The sequence below is a fragment of the Streptomyces kronopolitis genome, from assembly GCF_050953795.1.
Taxonomy (GTDB): Bacteria; Actinomycetota; Actinomycetes; order Streptomycetales; family Streptomycetaceae; genus Streptomyces; species Streptomyces kronopolitis_A.
On record NZ_CP191850.1, the window covers coordinates 2,670,125 to 2,686,882 of the forward strand.

Below are 16,758 nucleotides of genomic sequence, written 5' to 3' on the forward strand. Positions count from 1 at the left end.
GGACCTCCCATGAACACCCAGAGCGCCCACGGCGCCGGCGAAGGCGCCGGCGAGGACCGCAACCGCATCGAGCGGGAGATCAGCATCGACGCGCCCGTGGAACGGGTCTGGGCGGTGCTGACCGAGCCCGAGCACGTCGGCTCGTGGTTCGGCCAGGGCGAGCCGACCCCCGTCGACCTGCGGCCCGGCGGCATCATGCACCTCGACCACGGACAGTACGGCCAGTTCCCCACCACGATCGTGACGGTGGACCCGCCACGCTTCTTCGCCTACCGCTGGGCCGGCGCGCACCCGGGCGAGGTGGCGGTCGAGGGCAATTCCACCCTCGTGGAGTTCACCCTGACACCGGAGGGCGACGGCACCCGGCTGCGCGTGGTGGAGACCGGGTTCGAGGAGATCGCCATCCCGGAGGAGCGGCGGCCCACCGCCGGGTACGACAGCCACTCCGAGGGCTGGACCGGCCAGCTGAAGAACGTCAAGCAGTACACGGAGCGGCTCGCGGCATGACGACCGGCGGAGGAACGGAACAGGGCGCCGGCCGGGCCCCCTCCGGGGATGCCGGCCGGGGCTCCGGGACGGCCGGGGGCTCCGGGACCGGCCGGGGCTCCGGGGCGGACGCGGGCGGGGAGGCCGTGGCGGAGGTGCTCTCCGCGCTGGCGGACCCGACCCGCCGCCGGATACTCGACGCCCTCGCCGCGCACGGCGAGGCCACCGCCACCGTCCTGGCGGCCGAACTCCCGGTCAGCCGCCAGGCCGTCGTCAAACACCTGGGGGTGCTGGACCGGGCCGGCCTGGTCACCGGCCACCGGGAGGGCAGGGAGGCGCGCTACCGGGTCATCCCGGAGCGGCTGGGGGTCACCGCCCGGTGGATGGACCGGGTGGCCGCCGCCTGGGACAGCCGGCTGTCGGCGATCAAGCGCCTCGCCGAGGGCGGGTGACCGGGCGGGGCGGTCGGCTGGGCGGGCGGGCCGGGGCGCCCGGTCACTTCCGCCCCTCCAGCCCCAGCTCTCCCGGCCCACGACGTACTCTTGGTGCCCCCTACGGAGGAGTGCAGGCGTGACCCGGTGGAACACCAGCCACATCCCCGACCAGACCGGCCGCTCGGCGGTCGTCACGGGCGCGAACAGCGGCATCGGCTATGTCACCGCACGCGAACTGGCCCGCCACGGCGCCCGTGTGCTGCTGGCCTGCCGCAGCGAGTCGCGGGGCCTCGCCGCGCTGGAGCGGCTGCGGTCCGAGGTCCCCACCGCCGAGGCCGAGTTCCGGCCGCTCGACCTGGCCGACCTGACCTCCGTACGGGACTTCGCCGCCGCCCTCGACGACTTCGACGGCGACCGCCTCGACCTGCTCATCAACAACGCGGGCGTGATGGCACTGCCCCACCGCACCACCGCCGACGGCTTCGAGATGCAGTTCGGCACCAACCACCTGGGGCACTTCGCGCTCACCGGTCTGCTGCTGCCCAAGCTCCTGGCCACGCCCGGCGCCCGGATCGTCACCGTCTCCAGCATGCTGCACCTGCTCGCGGACCTCGACCACGACGACCTCAACAGCGAGCACTCCTACCGCCGCTGGATCGCCTACGCCCGCTCCAAGAGCGCCAATCTGCTCTTCGTCCACGAGCTGTCCCGGCGGCTGGCCGCGGCCGGCTCGCAGGTCGTCGCGGCGGCCGCGCACCCCGGATACGCCGCCACCAATCTCGCGACCGCGGGCGTCCGGATGGAGGGCCGCACCTCCGCCGAGCGGACCGTCGAGCTGGTCAACCGCGCGATCGCCCAGTCCCCGGACGGCGGCGCCCTGGGCACCCTCTGCGCCGCCACCGCCCCGCACATGCGGCCGGACTCCTTCATCGGACCGCGCAGCGGCCTGCGCGGCGCCCCCGCCCAGTCCCTGCGCGCCCCGTGGACCAGGAACCACGCCAACGGCGAGCGCCTGTGGACCGCCTCCGAGCAACTCACCGAGGTGCACTACGACTTCTCGCGTCGGTCCATGACCCTCTGAGCCGGGGCCGCACGGGGCGCCGGGCCCGTAGCCCACGGGCCGCGGGACACCACCACCGGCGGCCGCACGGGGCGACGCCACGGCCGACCGCCCGCGGTGACGCCGGATCGCCTGTGCCGCGCTCTACCGTGACGTCATGAAGTCGACCATGGAGTACGACAGTCACTGCGCCGAGATCGTCACGCAGTCCGGGCTGCTCGCGTCCCACCTCCGGGAGGAGGGCGCCGACCTCACGACGACGGTGCCGTCCTGCCCGGACTGGAACCTCGCCCAACTGTTCCGCCATCTGGGCGAGGCACACCGCTGGGTCGAGGAGATCGTGCGCACCCGGGCGGCCCGGCCCCCGGCCGACACGGCCCTGCGCGACCTGCCCCGCGACACCGCCCGGACCCCGGCCGACGTCGCCGACTGGCTCACCGAAGGCGCGGAACTCCTCGCCGCGCCCCTCCGCGCCACCGACCCGGACACTCCGATCTGGACCCCGCTGTCCTCCGGAGGCCCCCGCTTCTTCGCCCGCCGCATGGCTCACGAGACGGTCATCCACCGCGCCGATGCCGCCCTCACCCTGGGCGCGGACTTCACCGTCGGGCAGCCGGTGGCCCTCGACGCCCTCGACGAGTGGATGGAACTGGGCTCGCTGCCGGAGATGTTCGACTTCCACCCCGACCGGCGCGCGCTCCTCGGCCCCGGCCGCACCCTCCACTTCCACGCCACGGACACCCCGCCGGACGCGGCCGCGGACTGGCTGGTCGACCTCACCGGCGACACCCTCGCCTGGCGCCGTGCCCAGGAGCCGGCCACCGTCTCCGTCCACGGCCCGCTCACCGACCTGCTGCTCCTCCTCTACGGCCGCCGCCCCACCGACAAGGACACCTTCGAGATCACCGGAGACACGGAGCTGCTGGAATTCTGGCTCTCCCGGGTCCTGTTCGGCTGAGCCACTATGGCCGATTCCGCTCGCAAGGAGAGCCACCTCGGCCCGGCCCGTACGGAGCCCGCAGGACGCGTCGCGGCCCGCGTCGAGCCCGACGGCGATATGACCCGACTACCGCGCTTCCTCCCAGGTGGTCGCGGAGTTCAGCGGCGACCGCGCACGCCCGAAAAGCACCTGAATCCGGCGGATTTACCCGTCAAAAGACTCCTGGCAGGGCGCCAGGAAGGCCCGCTAAACTTTGGCTTGAACATCTCGTGAGGCAACCATTACGAACGCGGGGGACGTTGTGGCAGGTGCCGGCGGTTTCCAGACCGACGTGGAGAGCCTCAAGGCCGGGGGGACGGACTTCGACAAGCTGGGCGAGGACTTCTACTCCTCGGTCGCCCGCCTGATGGACGGCCTGCATGCGCTCGGCGCCGGGCCGCCCAGCAACGGTCAGGGCGCGGCGCCGCCGGACAAGTCGTTCGGCCAGCAGTTCGTGAGCGGTCTGACGACGTTCGACAGCAAGGACGGCGCCCCGCCGTGGGGGGATGACGACCTCGGCGAGAAGTTCGGCGTCGTCTACGAGGGTGTGCGTGACGGCATGAACGAGTCGATGGGCCATCTCTCCGCCAAGCTCCAGGAGATCGGCAAGGCGCTGACCACGATGTCCCGGAACCATGCGGAGAACGAGGAGTTCAACGACGCGCTGATGAAGCAGCACGTCGAGAACAAGCAGGCGTGGCAGGACCCGACGGCCGACCCCAACGTCCAGGTCTCCTTCCGGCCCGCCCAGCACTGATCCGCCGGCCGGCCCCGGGCCCGGCCGCCCGCTGACCCGGCCGCCTTCTCGCACCACCCGCACCAGCTGCGCCTGCCGCACGCCCTACCGCACGTTTTTCACGGGGGAGCTCCATCGTGTCTGTCATGCTGCCTGATCCACTTGAGTGGGTCCTGGAGATGCTCGGCTTCAACTGGCCCACCGCCGATGAGGACAAACTCATCGAATGCGCCCAGGTCTGGCGGCAGTTCGCCACGGAGGTCGAGGGACACCAGTCCCGTGGCAACACCTATGCGGGCAACGTCCTCGGGGAGAACTCCGGCGACGCCGTCGAGGCCTTCAGCAAGACCTGGGACAAGTTCGCCGGCGGCTCGGGGTATCTGCACGACGCCCGCGAGGCGGCCGAGGTCCTCGCCTTCACCTTCGAGGCCGCCGCCGCGCTGGTCATCGGCATGAAGGTCGCCGTGATCGCCCAGCTGGCGATCCTGGCCGCCGAGATCATCGCGGCCCAGGCCGCCGCTCCCTTCACCTTCGGCCTGTCCGAAGTCGGGGGTGCGGCCGCCACCCTGGCCACCCGTGAGGTGGTCCGCAAGATTCTCAAGGAAGTCGCCAAGCAGGTCCTTGACGCGATCATGGAGGCCGCCAAGGAGCCGGTGATCTCCGCACTGGAGGCCATGGCCTCCGACCTCATCGCCCAGACCGTCAACCAGAACTTCGGCGCCCAGAACGGCTACAACGTCGGCCGGACCCTCAAGGAGGGCAAGAGCGCCGCCACCGACGCCCTCAAGAACACCGGCGAGTCCCTCGGCGAAAGCCTCCGCGACGGCGCCGGCCACCGCGCCGGCCACCACGCCCGCGGCGGGCTGGACCACGCGGCGGGCCGCGGCGGCGAACACGGCGACGGCGACGGGTCCGAGAGCGCCGAGAGCAGCAGCGGGGGCGGCGAGGATTCCCGGGGGTCGGACGGCGGTTCGGACGGTTCCGGCAGCGGGTCGGACAGCGGCAGCGGGGACGGCGGCAGGTCGGGGTCCGGCAGCGGGTCGGACGGCGGGTCCGGAAGCGGTTCCGGCAGCGGATCGGGTTCCGACGGCGGTTCCGGCAGCAGCACGGACCACGGCTCCGGCGGCAACGGCTCCTCCGCCGACTCCGGCGCCGGCAACGGCGGTCGCGGCGGTTCGGACGGCGGCTCCACCACCCACAGCCCCCGTGCGTCCGACCACACGGGCGCATCCAACGGGCCGGACAACGACGACTCGAGCCACTCCCCGTCCACCTCCGACGCCTCGTCCCCGTCCTCGTCCCCGTCCGACCCCTCGCCCTCGTCGGACACCCGGTCCTCCTCCGACACGTCGTCCACCTCCGACGGGGCCTCCCGCGGTGCGGACCCGGCCCGTGATGTCCCCTCCGCGCAGCCCCTGCCGCCCCCGGACCAGCGCTCCCCCTTCGACGAGGGCTTCCAGAACGACGGCCACCACAGCCCCTACGGGGACTCCCCCGACACCGCCGGCACCCACGACGCGGGGGCCACCCCCGACGCGGGGGCCACCCCCGACGCGGGGGCCACCCCCGACGCGGGGGCCACCCCCGACGCGGGGGCCACCCCCGACGCGGGGGCGGGCCACCACTCGGGGGCGAGCCACGACTCGGGAACCGGCCCCGACGCCGACACTGGCCACCACTCCGGTACCGGCCACGACTCCGGGCCCGCCCCGGACAGTTCCCGCCCGGACCCCGACCAGGTCAGCACCCAGCCGGCCCACGACAACACCCCCGACGCCGCCCGCCCCGACGCGGCGCGGCACGATGCCGACCAGGTCAGCACCCGTCCCACGCCCGACCACACGGCGGACGCCCTACGCCCGGACGCCGACGCGGCCGGCACCCGGCCCACCCCTGACACCACCCCCGACGCGACCCGCCCCGACGCCTCCCACCCGGACTCCGACCCCGTCGGCACGCACCCCGTACGGGACACCACCCCGGACTCCGCCCGCCCGGACCCGGACGGCATCAGCACCCAGCCGGCGCACGACCGCACCCCGGACGGAGCGCGCCCCGCCCCTGCCCCGGACCCGGTCGGCACGCAGCCCGCACCCGACCATGCCGCCCCTGACGGAGCGCGTCCGGACACCCCCGCCTCCCCGTCGCCCTCGCCGACCCCGACGCCCGACCCGGTGGCCGGCAACCCGCCCTCGTACCACGGTGATTCCCCCGACGCGGGCGGCGACGCGAACCACCACGGGGCCGCTGACGGGGACCGTTCCGCCACCGGCGGCGGACGTCCCTCGATGCCGCACGCCGGCCCCGCGCCGCAGGGCGCCCCGGTCCAGCACACCCCGTCGAGCGGCCAGCCCGTCCAGCAGCGGGATCCGGCCCCCGGTGACCCCATGCCCACCGTCGACGACTCCGACGACACCACGGTCACCACTCAGTCCGCCGACACCCTCACCGCTCCCCCGCCCACCCCGCAGACCGCCGACCCCGGTCCCGGCACCCCCTCCGCCCCGCACCCGGCCCAGGCCCACTCCCCCCAGTCCGGCGGCCCAATGCCGGGCGCGATCCCGGCCCAAGGCGGCCCCGCTCCCACCGCGCCGCCCCGGGGCGGCACCTCGTCCCAGGGCAACCCGGCCCCGCGCGCCAACCGCCGCCCGGACGGCTCCCAGGCCGTCCACGACGCCACCGACCGGCCCCGGCCCGAGCGCCCCGCCTACAACCCGCGCCTGGACGGGCCCCGTCGGGAAGAAACGTCCCGGCCCTACAACCCACGCCTCGACGGCCCCCGCCGGGACACCCCCACCACGCCTCCCGGCAGCAACCGCCGCCCCGACGGCTCCCAGATCGTCCAGGACCACACCCAGCACCCCACCCCCGACGGCCCACCGCACAATCCCCGCCTCGACGGCCCCGCCCCTCACAACAACCACCCCGAGGGCAACCGGCCGGTCGACGCCCGCCCCGGCGACAACCGGCCCGACGGCACCCGCCCCGAGGGGACACGTCCGGACGGCACCCACCCCGACGGCACTCGTCCCGACGCATCGGGACCGGCCGCCGACGCCTCCCGTCCGCGCGACAACCACGACAACACCGACGCCCCCACCACCGACCGGGCCTCGGCGCCGCACCAGGACGCACCGCCGCCCCCGGCCGACCCTGGGCACCAGCAGCACCCCCCACAGCAGCCGCCCCACCAGCAGCCCCCCAACCAGCAGCCCCAGCACCCCAACTACCAGCAGCAGCCGTACGCACCCCAGCCGACTCCGCAGAATCCATACGCGCAGCAGCCTCCCCAGAACCCGTACACGCAGCCGCCTCAGCAGCAGCCCCAGACGCCGTACACACAGCCACAGCAGGCACCACAGCAACCCCATCAGCAGCAGCCACCCCAGCAAGCCCCACAGCAGCCGTACGCGCAGCAGCCGCATGCCCAGCAGCCGGTGCAGCAGCAACACCCGCAGCCCCAGCACCCGCAGCAAGCGCAACAGCACGCTCAGCAGCAGCCCCCGCATCAACAGGCGCCGCATCAGCAGTCCCCGCATCAGCAGGCTCCGGCCCCCCAGCCGCACGTCCCGCAACAGCAGTCCAACGGCATCCCCACCGACGCGCCGCACTCCCTCGGACGGATCCGCCACGAACTCCAGGGCGGCCCCCAGGGTCTGCTCCCGGCGCGCGCCATCGACCAGCAACTACTGGCCGACGCCGTGCCACGCCATCCGGACGGCACCCCGGTCCGGCACCCGGACCCCTTCCAGCCCTGGGCCCAGCTCCAGAACGACGGCGGGCTCGTCATCCCCGGCCGCTCCAACAACTGCGTCGACTGCAGCCGTTCCTTCCTGGAGACCTGGTTCGGCAATCCGCAGGTGTCCGCCCCGCGCACCTGGGACACCAACCCCGACGGCAGCCTCGACCGCCGTACGGGCGAGCGCAGCGGAATCCAGAACATCAACCGCTGGGCCAACACGCCCTTGCGTCACTCCGGGAACACCGCCGACGGCTACGCCCGCGTCGCTCAGGACCTCCACAACGCCGGCCCCGGCTCCGGCGCCATCATCGTCGTGGCCTGGCAGGACGGCTCGTCCCACGCCTTCAACGCCGTCAATCACGGCGGCAAGGTGGTCTGGGTCGACGCACAGTCCGGCCAGGTCAGCGCCCAGCCCCTGCACACCCAGGGCGTAGGGGTCTGGCACCTCACCCTCGACGCCAACCGCCAGCCCTACGACCCCACCGCCCAGCCCCAGCACCACCCGCAGAACCCGCAACAGCCGCACCACCAGCAGACGCAGCACGCCCAGCAGCAGCACCAGCAGCCGAACCCCTACCACCAGCAACAGCAACCGAACCCGTACGCCCAGCACCCCCCGCAGCAGCCCTCGCCCTACCAGCAGCACCCGCAGCAGTTCCAGCAGCCGCAGCAGTACGCCCCACAGCAGCCCCACCAGCAGCAGAACCCATACGCCCAACAGCAGGCACAGCAGCCCGGGCCCTACCAGCAGCCTCACCAGCAGCAGCCGGGCCCCAACCAGCAGCCGAACCCGTACGCCCAGCAGCCGCACCAGCAGCAGCCCGGGCCGTATCAGCAACCGCATCAGCAGCAGCCAGGCCCGTACTCCCCACAACCCCACCCGCAGCAGCCCCAGCACCACAACCCGTACCAGCAGCAGGCGCCGCACCACCCGCAGCAGAACCCCCAGCACCCGCCGCACCCTGCGGGAGCCCCCGACAGCACGACCGACGGTCCACCGTCGTCACCCGGCGCCCACCCCACCGACAACGCCCCACACCCGGAGCACGCAGAGCACCCGGATCACTCCGAGCAGTCGGATCGCGCAAGGAACTCGGAGCACGCCGAGCCCGCCGACCCCAACGACCACTCCGACCACTCCGACCACTCTGATCACTCCGACCCCGCGCACCCGCATGACCCCCGGCCCGCCGCCGAGACCCGTAACCGCGAGCGCCCAGGCGGCCTGGACGGGCCGACCGACGAGCACCAGCAGCACGTCGAGGACTCCATCCCCCGGGACGAGACCGGTGCCCCGCAGCGTCACCCCGACCCCGCCGACGGCAACTGGCTCGCCTCCCTCAACGACCCCGGCCCCGACGCCCCGGGCCGCAACAACAACTGCGTCGACTCCGCGCTGGCCGCCGCCGACACCTACTCCGGCAACCCCACCGCCGCCGCCCACCGCACCCCCGACCACAACCCCGACGGCACCCCCTCCGACCGCGGCGAGACCAACGGCCGCGACCGCATCGAGAACACCCTCGGCGGCCGCTTCCACGACTACGGCAACGGCAACGACGCCTTCCACCGCCTGGAAAACGACCTCCACCACTCCGGCCACGGCTCCCAGGCCGTCATCATCACCCAGGACTCCCACGGCCGCGCCCACGCCTGGAACGCCGTCAACCACCACGGCAAGATCACCTACGTCGACGCCCAAACCGGACAGCACAGCGACAAGCCCCTCCACAACGGCGACCACGGCGTCCACGCCATCCCCCTCGCCCCCGACCGACGCCCCGTCCCCGGCAGTGGGTCCCCGGCGCATCCCGACGCGGCGGGCACGCGTCGGCCGGCCGCCGAACCCGCCGGAAAGCACAAGGCGGACAGCGCCGCCGACAAGGACATCGAGCAGGAAAAGCCCGCCTCCAAGAAGCGCAAAGCCCGGCCCGCGAAGGACACCCGCGAGGCACTGCAACACCCTCTCGACTCCGCTGAGGCGGAGGGCACTCCTGGTTACGGGCACGAGCAGGGTCCCGGACACACCGCGATGGGCATGCTCGGCGACGAGGCGCAGCAGCGCCTGCGCACGACACATGTCGTACAGCAGGTGAACTGGGACACGGTGCTGGGCAATCTGGACGCCTGGGCGGAGCCCGATGCCGCCTCGGGCACGTCCCCCCTGAACCAGGTCTTCTCCCATATCCGTGCGCAGGGCCGGATCAGCGAGGCCGACCTCGGAAATCTGCTCGGCGATTCGTACCGCGATCTGCCGCGGCACGAAAAGCTCGCGACCGTTTCGTGCCTGGCCCGGCTGAGCTACGACTACCACGCTCAGCACACCCGGATCGACGGCCATGACATCAATCCCGAGGGTCTCCAGCACCACCGGGATCACAAGCCGGCCGAAGGAAAGCTGAACGACGCCCGGGGGCGGGCGATCGAATACGTGGCGCAGCAGAACGTGCCGCAGCCCGACGACATGACGAACGAGGAAGCCAGGAAGTACCGGCGCGATCTGAAGGCGGAGCGGGACCGCATTCAGGCCGCGTTGCACGCCAAAATGGGTGATCTCGCCGTCCTGCCGGACTTCTCGGGACGGAATTACGCGGTATTCGAGGTCACGGAAACCGACGGCGCCGGTACTGCCCAGGATGTGCACTTCATCGTCGGATCTTCCGTTCCGGCGGGCGGCGGTGTGCCGAACCCGGACCACTCGGAGCCCGCCGCGGGCGAGGGGCTGCGCGCACTCGATCCGCAGAAGTTCCAGCGGACCGCGATGTTCACCGAATACGAGCCGTGCGGCAACGCCGGCGATCTCGGCGGCGCGGCCTGTGCGCACTACATCAGTGAGAATCTGGACCGCGCACCGGGCACACCGCGCGTTCCGCACGGCGAAATGAAGAAACAGGGAACGCTGACCACCCCCCAGCACAAGAACCCGATGGAAGTCTCCTACGCCACGAATTACCGCTACGGGAAGTTCGCCCAGGGCGAGACCACCAAGGACGCCCAGGAGGAGGTCAAGCAGCGGTGGAAGGACGATATGGATCGCGTACGGGGTGAGTTGCTGAACGTCTGGCTCAAGGTGCACGCCTAGCACCCGCGTAGTAGCGTGCCGCCCGCAAGTCCCACCCCAGCGCCGCGCCACCCCTCTATCCCTCGTGTGACTGTGGCTGAACGGAGTCAATGTCGTGTCCCGCGGAACCGTCGTCACCCGGCTGACAGAGTGGCTCCAGGAGTCGGGGCAGGACCACCTCACGCTCGCCGTGACCGGGCCCGTCGGCGCGGGAAAGACTTCCGTGGTGGGGCAGGCGGAAGAGGCCTGCCGGGATTCGGGCGACGACATGTCGACCTCCGTCGACTGCCGTGGTCTCACCGCCGATGACGTGGCCACGCGGCTGATCGGCGCCTGGGGAGGCGACGAACGCTTCCGCCGTACCCGAAAGGCCCCGCTGGCCGAGGCATTCGCGCACCGGACCCACGGCAAGGAAAGGGCGGTCGTCCTCTTCTCCAATGTCCAGTGGGCGGGCGGGACGGCCACCTCGACGGAACCCGGGCGGGTACTCACCCACGTCATCGTCCCCCTCCTGCGTGCGGCGGCATGCCCCGTCGCCGTGCTCTTGGAGGCCGATCAGGAACAAGAGCGCGTACCCGTGGCGTCGACCCTGGACGCGGAATTGCTGCCGGCTGCGGACACGCCGCCCGATTCCGAAGCCGCCGCCTCCGGACCCTCACCAGCCGAATTCCTGCCGCAATTCCCGCAGTTGCGCGCACTCGCCGCCGCTGAAGTCCGCGACATTCCGCTGCGGGCCGCGGCCGTCCTGTGCACCGCGCTCGATCTGCCCGCCGCCACACCCGCGGAACTGCTCACCACGGCGCACGCGCTGCCACAGATCCTGACCATCCGGACCGACGGGGCGGACGGCGAATGCATCGCCTTCCGCACCGACGGGATACGACACCTCCTGCGCGCCCAACTGCCGCTCAGCCGGGCGGAACACGAGCGCCTCACCGAGGCCCTGCTCGACCAACTGCCCGGAGATGCGGACGCACCCCCTTCCGGAAATGCGCCGGACCCGGTGGCCGCCTACACCTTCCGCACCCTCCCCCTCCATGCCGCGGCCGCCGGGAAATTGGCCACGCTGGCACAGGACCCGCGCTTTCTCGCACATGTCGACCGGACCGCCCTGCTGACCGGCCTCGCCCTGACCTATCCGGCCGGAATCCCGGCGGGAATTCCCGCGTCCGACGTCCATTACCTGGAGGCGGCCGGCGTCGAGCCGAGCACCCATGAGGAATGGCTCTCCTGGCTCCACTGGGCCTCGCTCAACCGCGGCGCCACCGATATCGCCGCGGAGCTGGCGCGCGCGGCCGCACTGCCGTGGCACACCCTCTGGTCACGGTGGCGTCCGTACGGACTCTTCGGCCCCTCGCCGCGGCACGACGACGCGGCGGCGGAGGAACTCGTCCTGGGCCTCGCCGACGGCGCCGCCGTAGTGGCGAGCCAGCAGGAGATCGACGAGGACGACCTCGACGACGAGGTGGATCCGGACGCCGACTGGTACGCCGTCGAGCGGGTGTGGACCCTCGATGACGGGGCACCCCTGGGTGACGCCGTCCAGGTGCAGTTGTCGTACGGCGAGGACGACGAGCCCGACCAGGCGGACGGCCGGGCCTTCGAGCCGGTCGCCGAACCGGAGGAGGCGGAGGGGGTGCCCTCCCCGAGGACGCCGTCCGCCAGCACCTGCCTGGCCAAGGCGGCCGACGGCGTCCAGGTCCACGGCGGTTCCGGCGGCCTCTACGCCCTCCGCGTCCTTGACCCCACCCGCGTGACCGCGAAACCTTCCTGGCGGTCCCGGCCGCTGCTCGCCCCCCACAACACCGCCGCGGTGTGGGAGCTGCCCGAGGCCGCCCGCGCGGAGGGTGCGGCGGCGCGCGCCTGGTACGAGGACGTGTTCGGTCCGGGCACCTGCCCGACCGTGCCCCCCGACGCCCTGCCGGACGGGCTCGTGCACCCGGCCACGGTCCGCTTCCTGACCGAGGTCGGCGTACCGGACCTCGACGCCGACTTCCGCCACCTCTCCTTCACCCGGCCGCACGCCCTGCCGGACGCCCTGCCGGACACCGCCGGACCGTCCGCCCTGCCGTCCGGCGCCGGCCCCTTCTTCCGCATGGGCCACTGGGTCAGGGGCGAGCTGCTGCTGGACGGCGCCTCGGGCCGGCTGTACGTCACCGAGGTCGGTGACGGCGATGCCGACCACCTCGTGAGCGGCGGCCTGCGGCAGGCCTGCACGCTGCTGGCGCTCGCGGTGCAGTGCCGCGAGAGCGCCTTCACGATCCGCGCGGAGGAACTGGACGCCCGCCGCAGCCTCACCGCCTGGGCCCAGGCCATCGACCCGGTGGCCGCCTCCCATCCGCACTGGACGGCCATCCTCTCGGGCCACTGGGACGACCCGGACGCGGTGTAGCGGCGTCCATGCCGTGCCGGGGACTCCCCTCGGCACGGCATGAGCCGTGTGCGAACGCCGCTTGCCGGAGGGCGAGTTGATCGTGCCCGTGTTGCCGATGCCATGCCCTTCGTTCACACCGTAGTCATCGCGCCGCAGTACCCCGTCGGAGCGGTGGGAGTTCATCCGGCCGCGGAAGCAGCTACTGTCATCGGGGGGATACTTTCTTGCAGGTCGTGAGACGTGCGAACGCCGTTCGGCGCCTTTCGCATCTCGTCGCGGTAGCTGCCAAGTGCTCCGCGTCGCAGCCGGCTTCGTCGCCGCGGTGTCCGACGGCCGTCCCACGCCGGGCTGCCGCCGGGAACGACCGGGGCGCGCGGCACCGGAGACGACTCCCCCCACCACCCTGCCCCGTGCAGCCATGAAACCGGAGATCCCATGAATCCGCCCCTGCCCCGCCCGGCCAAGCCTGACTACACGTCGGTGTTCAAGGAACCCGCGTACCCGGGCGGCGAGCCGTACAAGAGGCCCGAATACGACGACGAGGAGGCAGTCGGCGGCGTGCCGGGCCGGCCCGGTTCCGAGGTGACCGACGAGCGGTAGCGCGCGGGACGCCCCCGGGTGGCCGTGCGCGGCCGGATTCGTCGGGATGCCCTGCGCGTTGCCCGGCCGTGCGGCAGAGTGGACGGTCGCACCGTCGGTGATCGGTGATCACCGCGAGGTTACGACCGCAGGGGGCGACGTGCCATGACGGAGATCGACAGACGGCGACTGCTGGCGGCCGGCGGTGGCGTCGCCCTGGCCGCGGCGGTGACGGCGGCCTGCGGGTCCCACACCGGTCGTGGCGGCGGCGGTTCGGGCCCGGCGATCAGCCAGTGGTACCACCAGTACGGGGAGCCCGGCACCCAGCAGGCCGTGAAGCGCTACGCCGCCGCCTACCGGCAGGCCGAGGTGCGGGTGCAGTGGCGGCCGGGCGACTACGACCGGCAGACCGCGGCCGCGCTGCTCACCAGCTCGGGGCCGGATGTCTTCGAGGTCAACGGGCCGCTGCTGGACCAGATCCGGGGCGGCCAGGTGGTCGATCTGACCGCCGAGGTCGAGCCGGTGAAGGACGACTTCCACCAGGCCGCGCTCGCCCCGAAGATCTGGCGGGACAAGGTCTGGGGCATCCCGCAGACCGTCGACATGCAGCTGCTCTACTACCGCAAGAGCCTGCTGAAGGAGGCCGGGGTCCGGCCGCCGCAGACGCTCGACGAGCTGGTGGACGGCGCGAGGAAGCTCAGCGGCAAGAAGACCAAGGGCCTGTTCCTGGGCAACGACGGCGGGGTCGGGGTGCTCAGCGGGACGCCGCTGTCCGCCGCGGGACTGAGTCTGATCGGTGCGGACGGCAAGGCCGGGTTCGACGATCCGGCGGCGGCCCGGGTACTGGGCAAGATCCGGCAGCTGTACGCGGACAAGTCGCTGCTGCTGGGTGCGCCCACGGACTGGTCCGACCCGGCGGCGTTCGTGCAGGGGCTGACCGCGATGCAGTGGTCCGGGCTGTGGGCACTGCCGCAGATCAAGAAGGCGCTGGGCGACGACTTCGGGGTGCTGCCGTTCCCGAAGGACGGGAGCGGAGGGAAACCGTCCGTTCCGGTGGGCGCCTACGCCTCCGCGGTGAGCGCGCGCAGCAGGCAGATCAAGGAGGCCAAGGCCTTCGCCACCTGGCTGTGGGTGGACCGCACCGACTTCCAGCGGGACTTCGCGCTGTCGTACGGCTTCCACATCCCGGCCCGGATCTCACTGGCGAAGAAGGCCGCGCAGCTGCGGGAGGGACCGGCGGCGGACGCGGTGCGGTTCGCCACCGATCACGGCACCGCCGAACCCCTGTTGTGGACGACGGCGGACCGCACGGCCTACCAGGACGCGCTGAGCCGGATCATCAAGGGCGGCGCGCACCCCGAGAGCGAGCTGAAGAGCGTGGTGCGCACGGTCAACGACGAGGCGAAGCGGGTCGGGAAGAAGTGAGCGGGGGGACCGAAGGGGTGGCGGCGGCGGTCGTCGCCCCGCAGCGCCCCGCGGCCGCCGCGCCCCCGGCCGACCCGCGCCCCACGTTCACCGCCCGGCTGCTCGGCCCCCAGCGGCGGAACCTGTGGTTCTGGGTGTTCGTCGGGCCGTTCGTCCTCGGGCTGGGGCTGTTCACCTATGTGCCGCTGGTGTGGAGCGTCTACCTCAGCTTCTTCGACGCGCACAACACGGTCAGTCCGTCCGGAGCGGACTTCGTCGGGCTCGGCAACTACACCGCGATGCTGCAGGACGAGGCCTTTCTCGGCAGCCTGGGCACCTTCGCGCTGTTCACGGCGTTCATCGTGCCCGCCACGTACGCGCTCTCGCTGGCGCTGGCGCTGATGGTGGGCCGGCTGCGCCTCGCCCAGGCCTTCTTCCGGTCGGTGTTCTTCCTGCCGACGGCCTGCTCGTATGTCGTCGCGGCGGTCATCTGGAAGCTGTCGATCTTCAACGGGGTGCGGTTCGGGCTGGCCAACACCGTCCTCGGATGGTTCGGCGCGGACCAGACCGCCTGGCTGTCGACCACCGATCCGCCCTGGTACTGGCTGGTGATCGTGACCGTACGGCTCTGGCTGCAGGCGGGGTTCTACATGATCCTGTTTCTGGCCGGGCTCCAGCGGATCCCCCCGCAGTTGTACGAGGCGGCGGCGGTGGACGGGGCGCGCCCCGGCTGGCAGACCTTCCGCCACATCACCTTCCCGCAGCTGCGCGCCACCTCCGTGGCGGTGGTCCTGCTGCTGGTGATCAACGCGTTCCAGGCGTTCGACGAGTTCTACAACCTGCTGAGCGATGCGCGCGGCTACCCGCCCTATGCCCGGCCGCCCCTGGTCTATCTGTATTACACGGCGCTCGGCCGGGATCAGAACCTCGGGCTGGGCAGTGCGGGCGCGGTGATCCTGGCCCTGCTCATCGCGGTGGCGACGGTGGTGCAGGCCCGCTGGTTCGGCCTCGGCCGCAAGGAGGAGTGAGGACCGTGGAGCACTCGTGGAGCACCCATGCATGACGCGCTGACCAGGGCCGGGCGCGCGCTGCGGCTCGTCGTTCTGATCGTCCTCGCGCTGCTGTTCCTGATCCCCTTCTACCTCCTGGTGCGCAACGGCCTGGCCACCGAGCAGGACATCACGGCGCCCGACTGGACCTTCCTTCCGCACACCCTGCACTGGTCGAACCTGACCGAGGTCTTCCGCGATCCGAACCTCCCGCTGGGGCGGGCGCTGCTCAATTCCACGCTGATCGCGGTGTCGACGACCGTCGGCACGGTAGTGCCGGCCTCGCTCGCGGGCTACGGACTGGCCCGCATCCCCTACCGGCACGCCAACGCCGTCTTCTACGCGATCCTGGGGACGCTGATGGTCCCGGCGGCCGTGACGTTCGTGCCGAGCTTTGTGCTGGTGTCGACGCTGGGCTGGCTCTCCACGCTGCGCGGGCTGGTGATCCCGACCCTGTTCAGCGCCTTCGCCTGCTTCATCTTCCGGCAGTTCTTCCTCGGCTTCCCCAAGGAGCTGGAGGACGCGGCACGGGTCGACGGGCTCGGCTACTGGCGGACGTACTGGCGGATCGTGGTGCCCAACGCCCGGCCGGTGTTCGCCGCCGTCGGCACCCTCGTCTTCATCGGCGCCTGGAACGCCTTCCTGTGGCCGCTGGTGATCGGGCAGGACCAGGAGTCCTGGACGGTGCAGGTCGCGCTGTCCACGTTCACCACCGCGCAGAACCTCAATCTGCATGAGCTGTTCGTGGCCGCCGCGGTCTCCATCGCCCCGCTGGTGGTGGTGTTCCTGCTGCTCCAGCGGTACATCGTCGCGGGGGTGGAGCGCAGCGGGATCGACGACTGAGGGCTCGGCGG

11 protein-coding genes are annotated in these 16,758 nt (G+C 72.3%); all 11 read left to right on the plus strand.

Features of this window, described 5'->3' with window-relative positions; translation table 11 throughout:
- Positions 1 to 9 precede the first annotated feature (9 nt).
- The 11 genes from ACQP17_RS11670 to ACQP17_RS11720 all read left to right on the plus strand — a co-directional run bounded on the left by ACQP17_RS11670 (position 10) and on the right by ACQP17_RS11720 (position 16,747).
- The gene (locus ACQP17_RS11670; protein ID WP_433856215.1) at positions 10 to 507 is read left to right on the plus strand and encodes an SRPBCC family protein; all 498 of its coding nucleotides are present in this window, start codon (positions 10 to 12) and stop codon (positions 505 to 507) included.
- Between the two features lie 125 nt (positions 508 to 632).
- Positions 633 to 938: an ArsR/SmtB family transcription factor gene (locus ACQP17_RS11675; RefSeq protein ID WP_364885405.1), complete on the plus strand. Its 306-nt coding sequence runs from the start codon at positions 633 to 635 to the stop codon at positions 936 to 938.
- Between the two features lie 118 nt (positions 939 to 1,056).
- On the plus strand, positions 1,057 to 2,001 hold the full coding sequence (locus ACQP17_RS11680) for an oxidoreductase (RefSeq protein WP_433856216.1): 945 nt from the start codon (positions 1,057 to 1,059) through the stop codon (positions 1,999 to 2,001).
- 136 nt (positions 2,002 to 2,137) lie between these two features.
- Positions 2,138 to 2,938: a maleylpyruvate isomerase family mycothiol-dependent enzyme gene (locus ACQP17_RS11685; protein WP_433856217.1), complete on the plus strand. Its 801-nt coding sequence runs from the start codon at positions 2,138 to 2,140 to the stop codon at positions 2,936 to 2,938.
- A 283-nt stretch (positions 2,939 to 3,221) separates the two neighbouring features.
- Positions 3,222 to 3,716 (plus strand): hypothetical protein, encoded by a 495-nt coding sequence (locus tag ACQP17_RS11690; RefSeq protein WP_364885391.1) that lies wholly within the window; start codon positions 3,222 to 3,224, stop codon positions 3,714 to 3,716.
- A 125-nt stretch (positions 3,717 to 3,841) separates the two neighbouring features.
- A complete protein-coding gene (locus tag ACQP17_RS11695; protein ID WP_433856218.1) occupies positions 3,842 to 10,519 on the plus strand; it encodes a toxin glutamine deamidase domain-containing protein in 6,678 nt (2,225 codons plus the stop codon).
- Positions 10,520 to 10,613: 94 nt separating this feature from the next.
- Complete coding sequence (locus tag ACQP17_RS11700; protein ID WP_433856219.1) at positions 10,614 to 12,890, plus strand: SUKH-4 family immunity protein; 2,277 nt, start codon at positions 10,614 to 10,616, stop codon at positions 12,888 to 12,890.
- 417 nt (positions 12,891 to 13,307) lie between these two features.
- The gene (locus ACQP17_RS11705; RefSeq protein WP_433856220.1) at positions 13,308 to 13,472 is read left to right on the plus strand and encodes a hypothetical protein; all 165 of its coding nucleotides are present in this window, start codon (positions 13,308 to 13,310) and stop codon (positions 13,470 to 13,472) included.
- A gap of 144 nt (positions 13,473 to 13,616) precedes the next feature.
- A complete protein-coding gene (locus ACQP17_RS11710; protein ID WP_433856221.1) occupies positions 13,617 to 14,876 on the plus strand; it encodes an ABC transporter substrate-binding protein in 1,260 nt (419 codons plus the stop codon).
- Positions 14,873 to 15,883, plus strand: coding sequence for a carbohydrate ABC transporter permease (locus ACQP17_RS11715; RefSeq protein ID WP_433856222.1), 1,011 nt, complete (start codon positions 14,873 to 14,875; stop codon positions 15,881 to 15,883). The genes ACQP17_RS11710 and ACQP17_RS11715 overlap by 4 nt, the downstream gene beginning before the upstream one ends.
- A 27-nt stretch (positions 15,884 to 15,910) precedes the next feature.
- A complete protein-coding gene (locus ACQP17_RS11720; protein ID WP_433856223.1) occupies positions 15,911 to 16,747 on the plus strand; it encodes a carbohydrate ABC transporter permease in 837 nt (278 codons plus the stop codon).
- Positions 16,748 to 16,758: the final 11 nt, after the last annotated feature.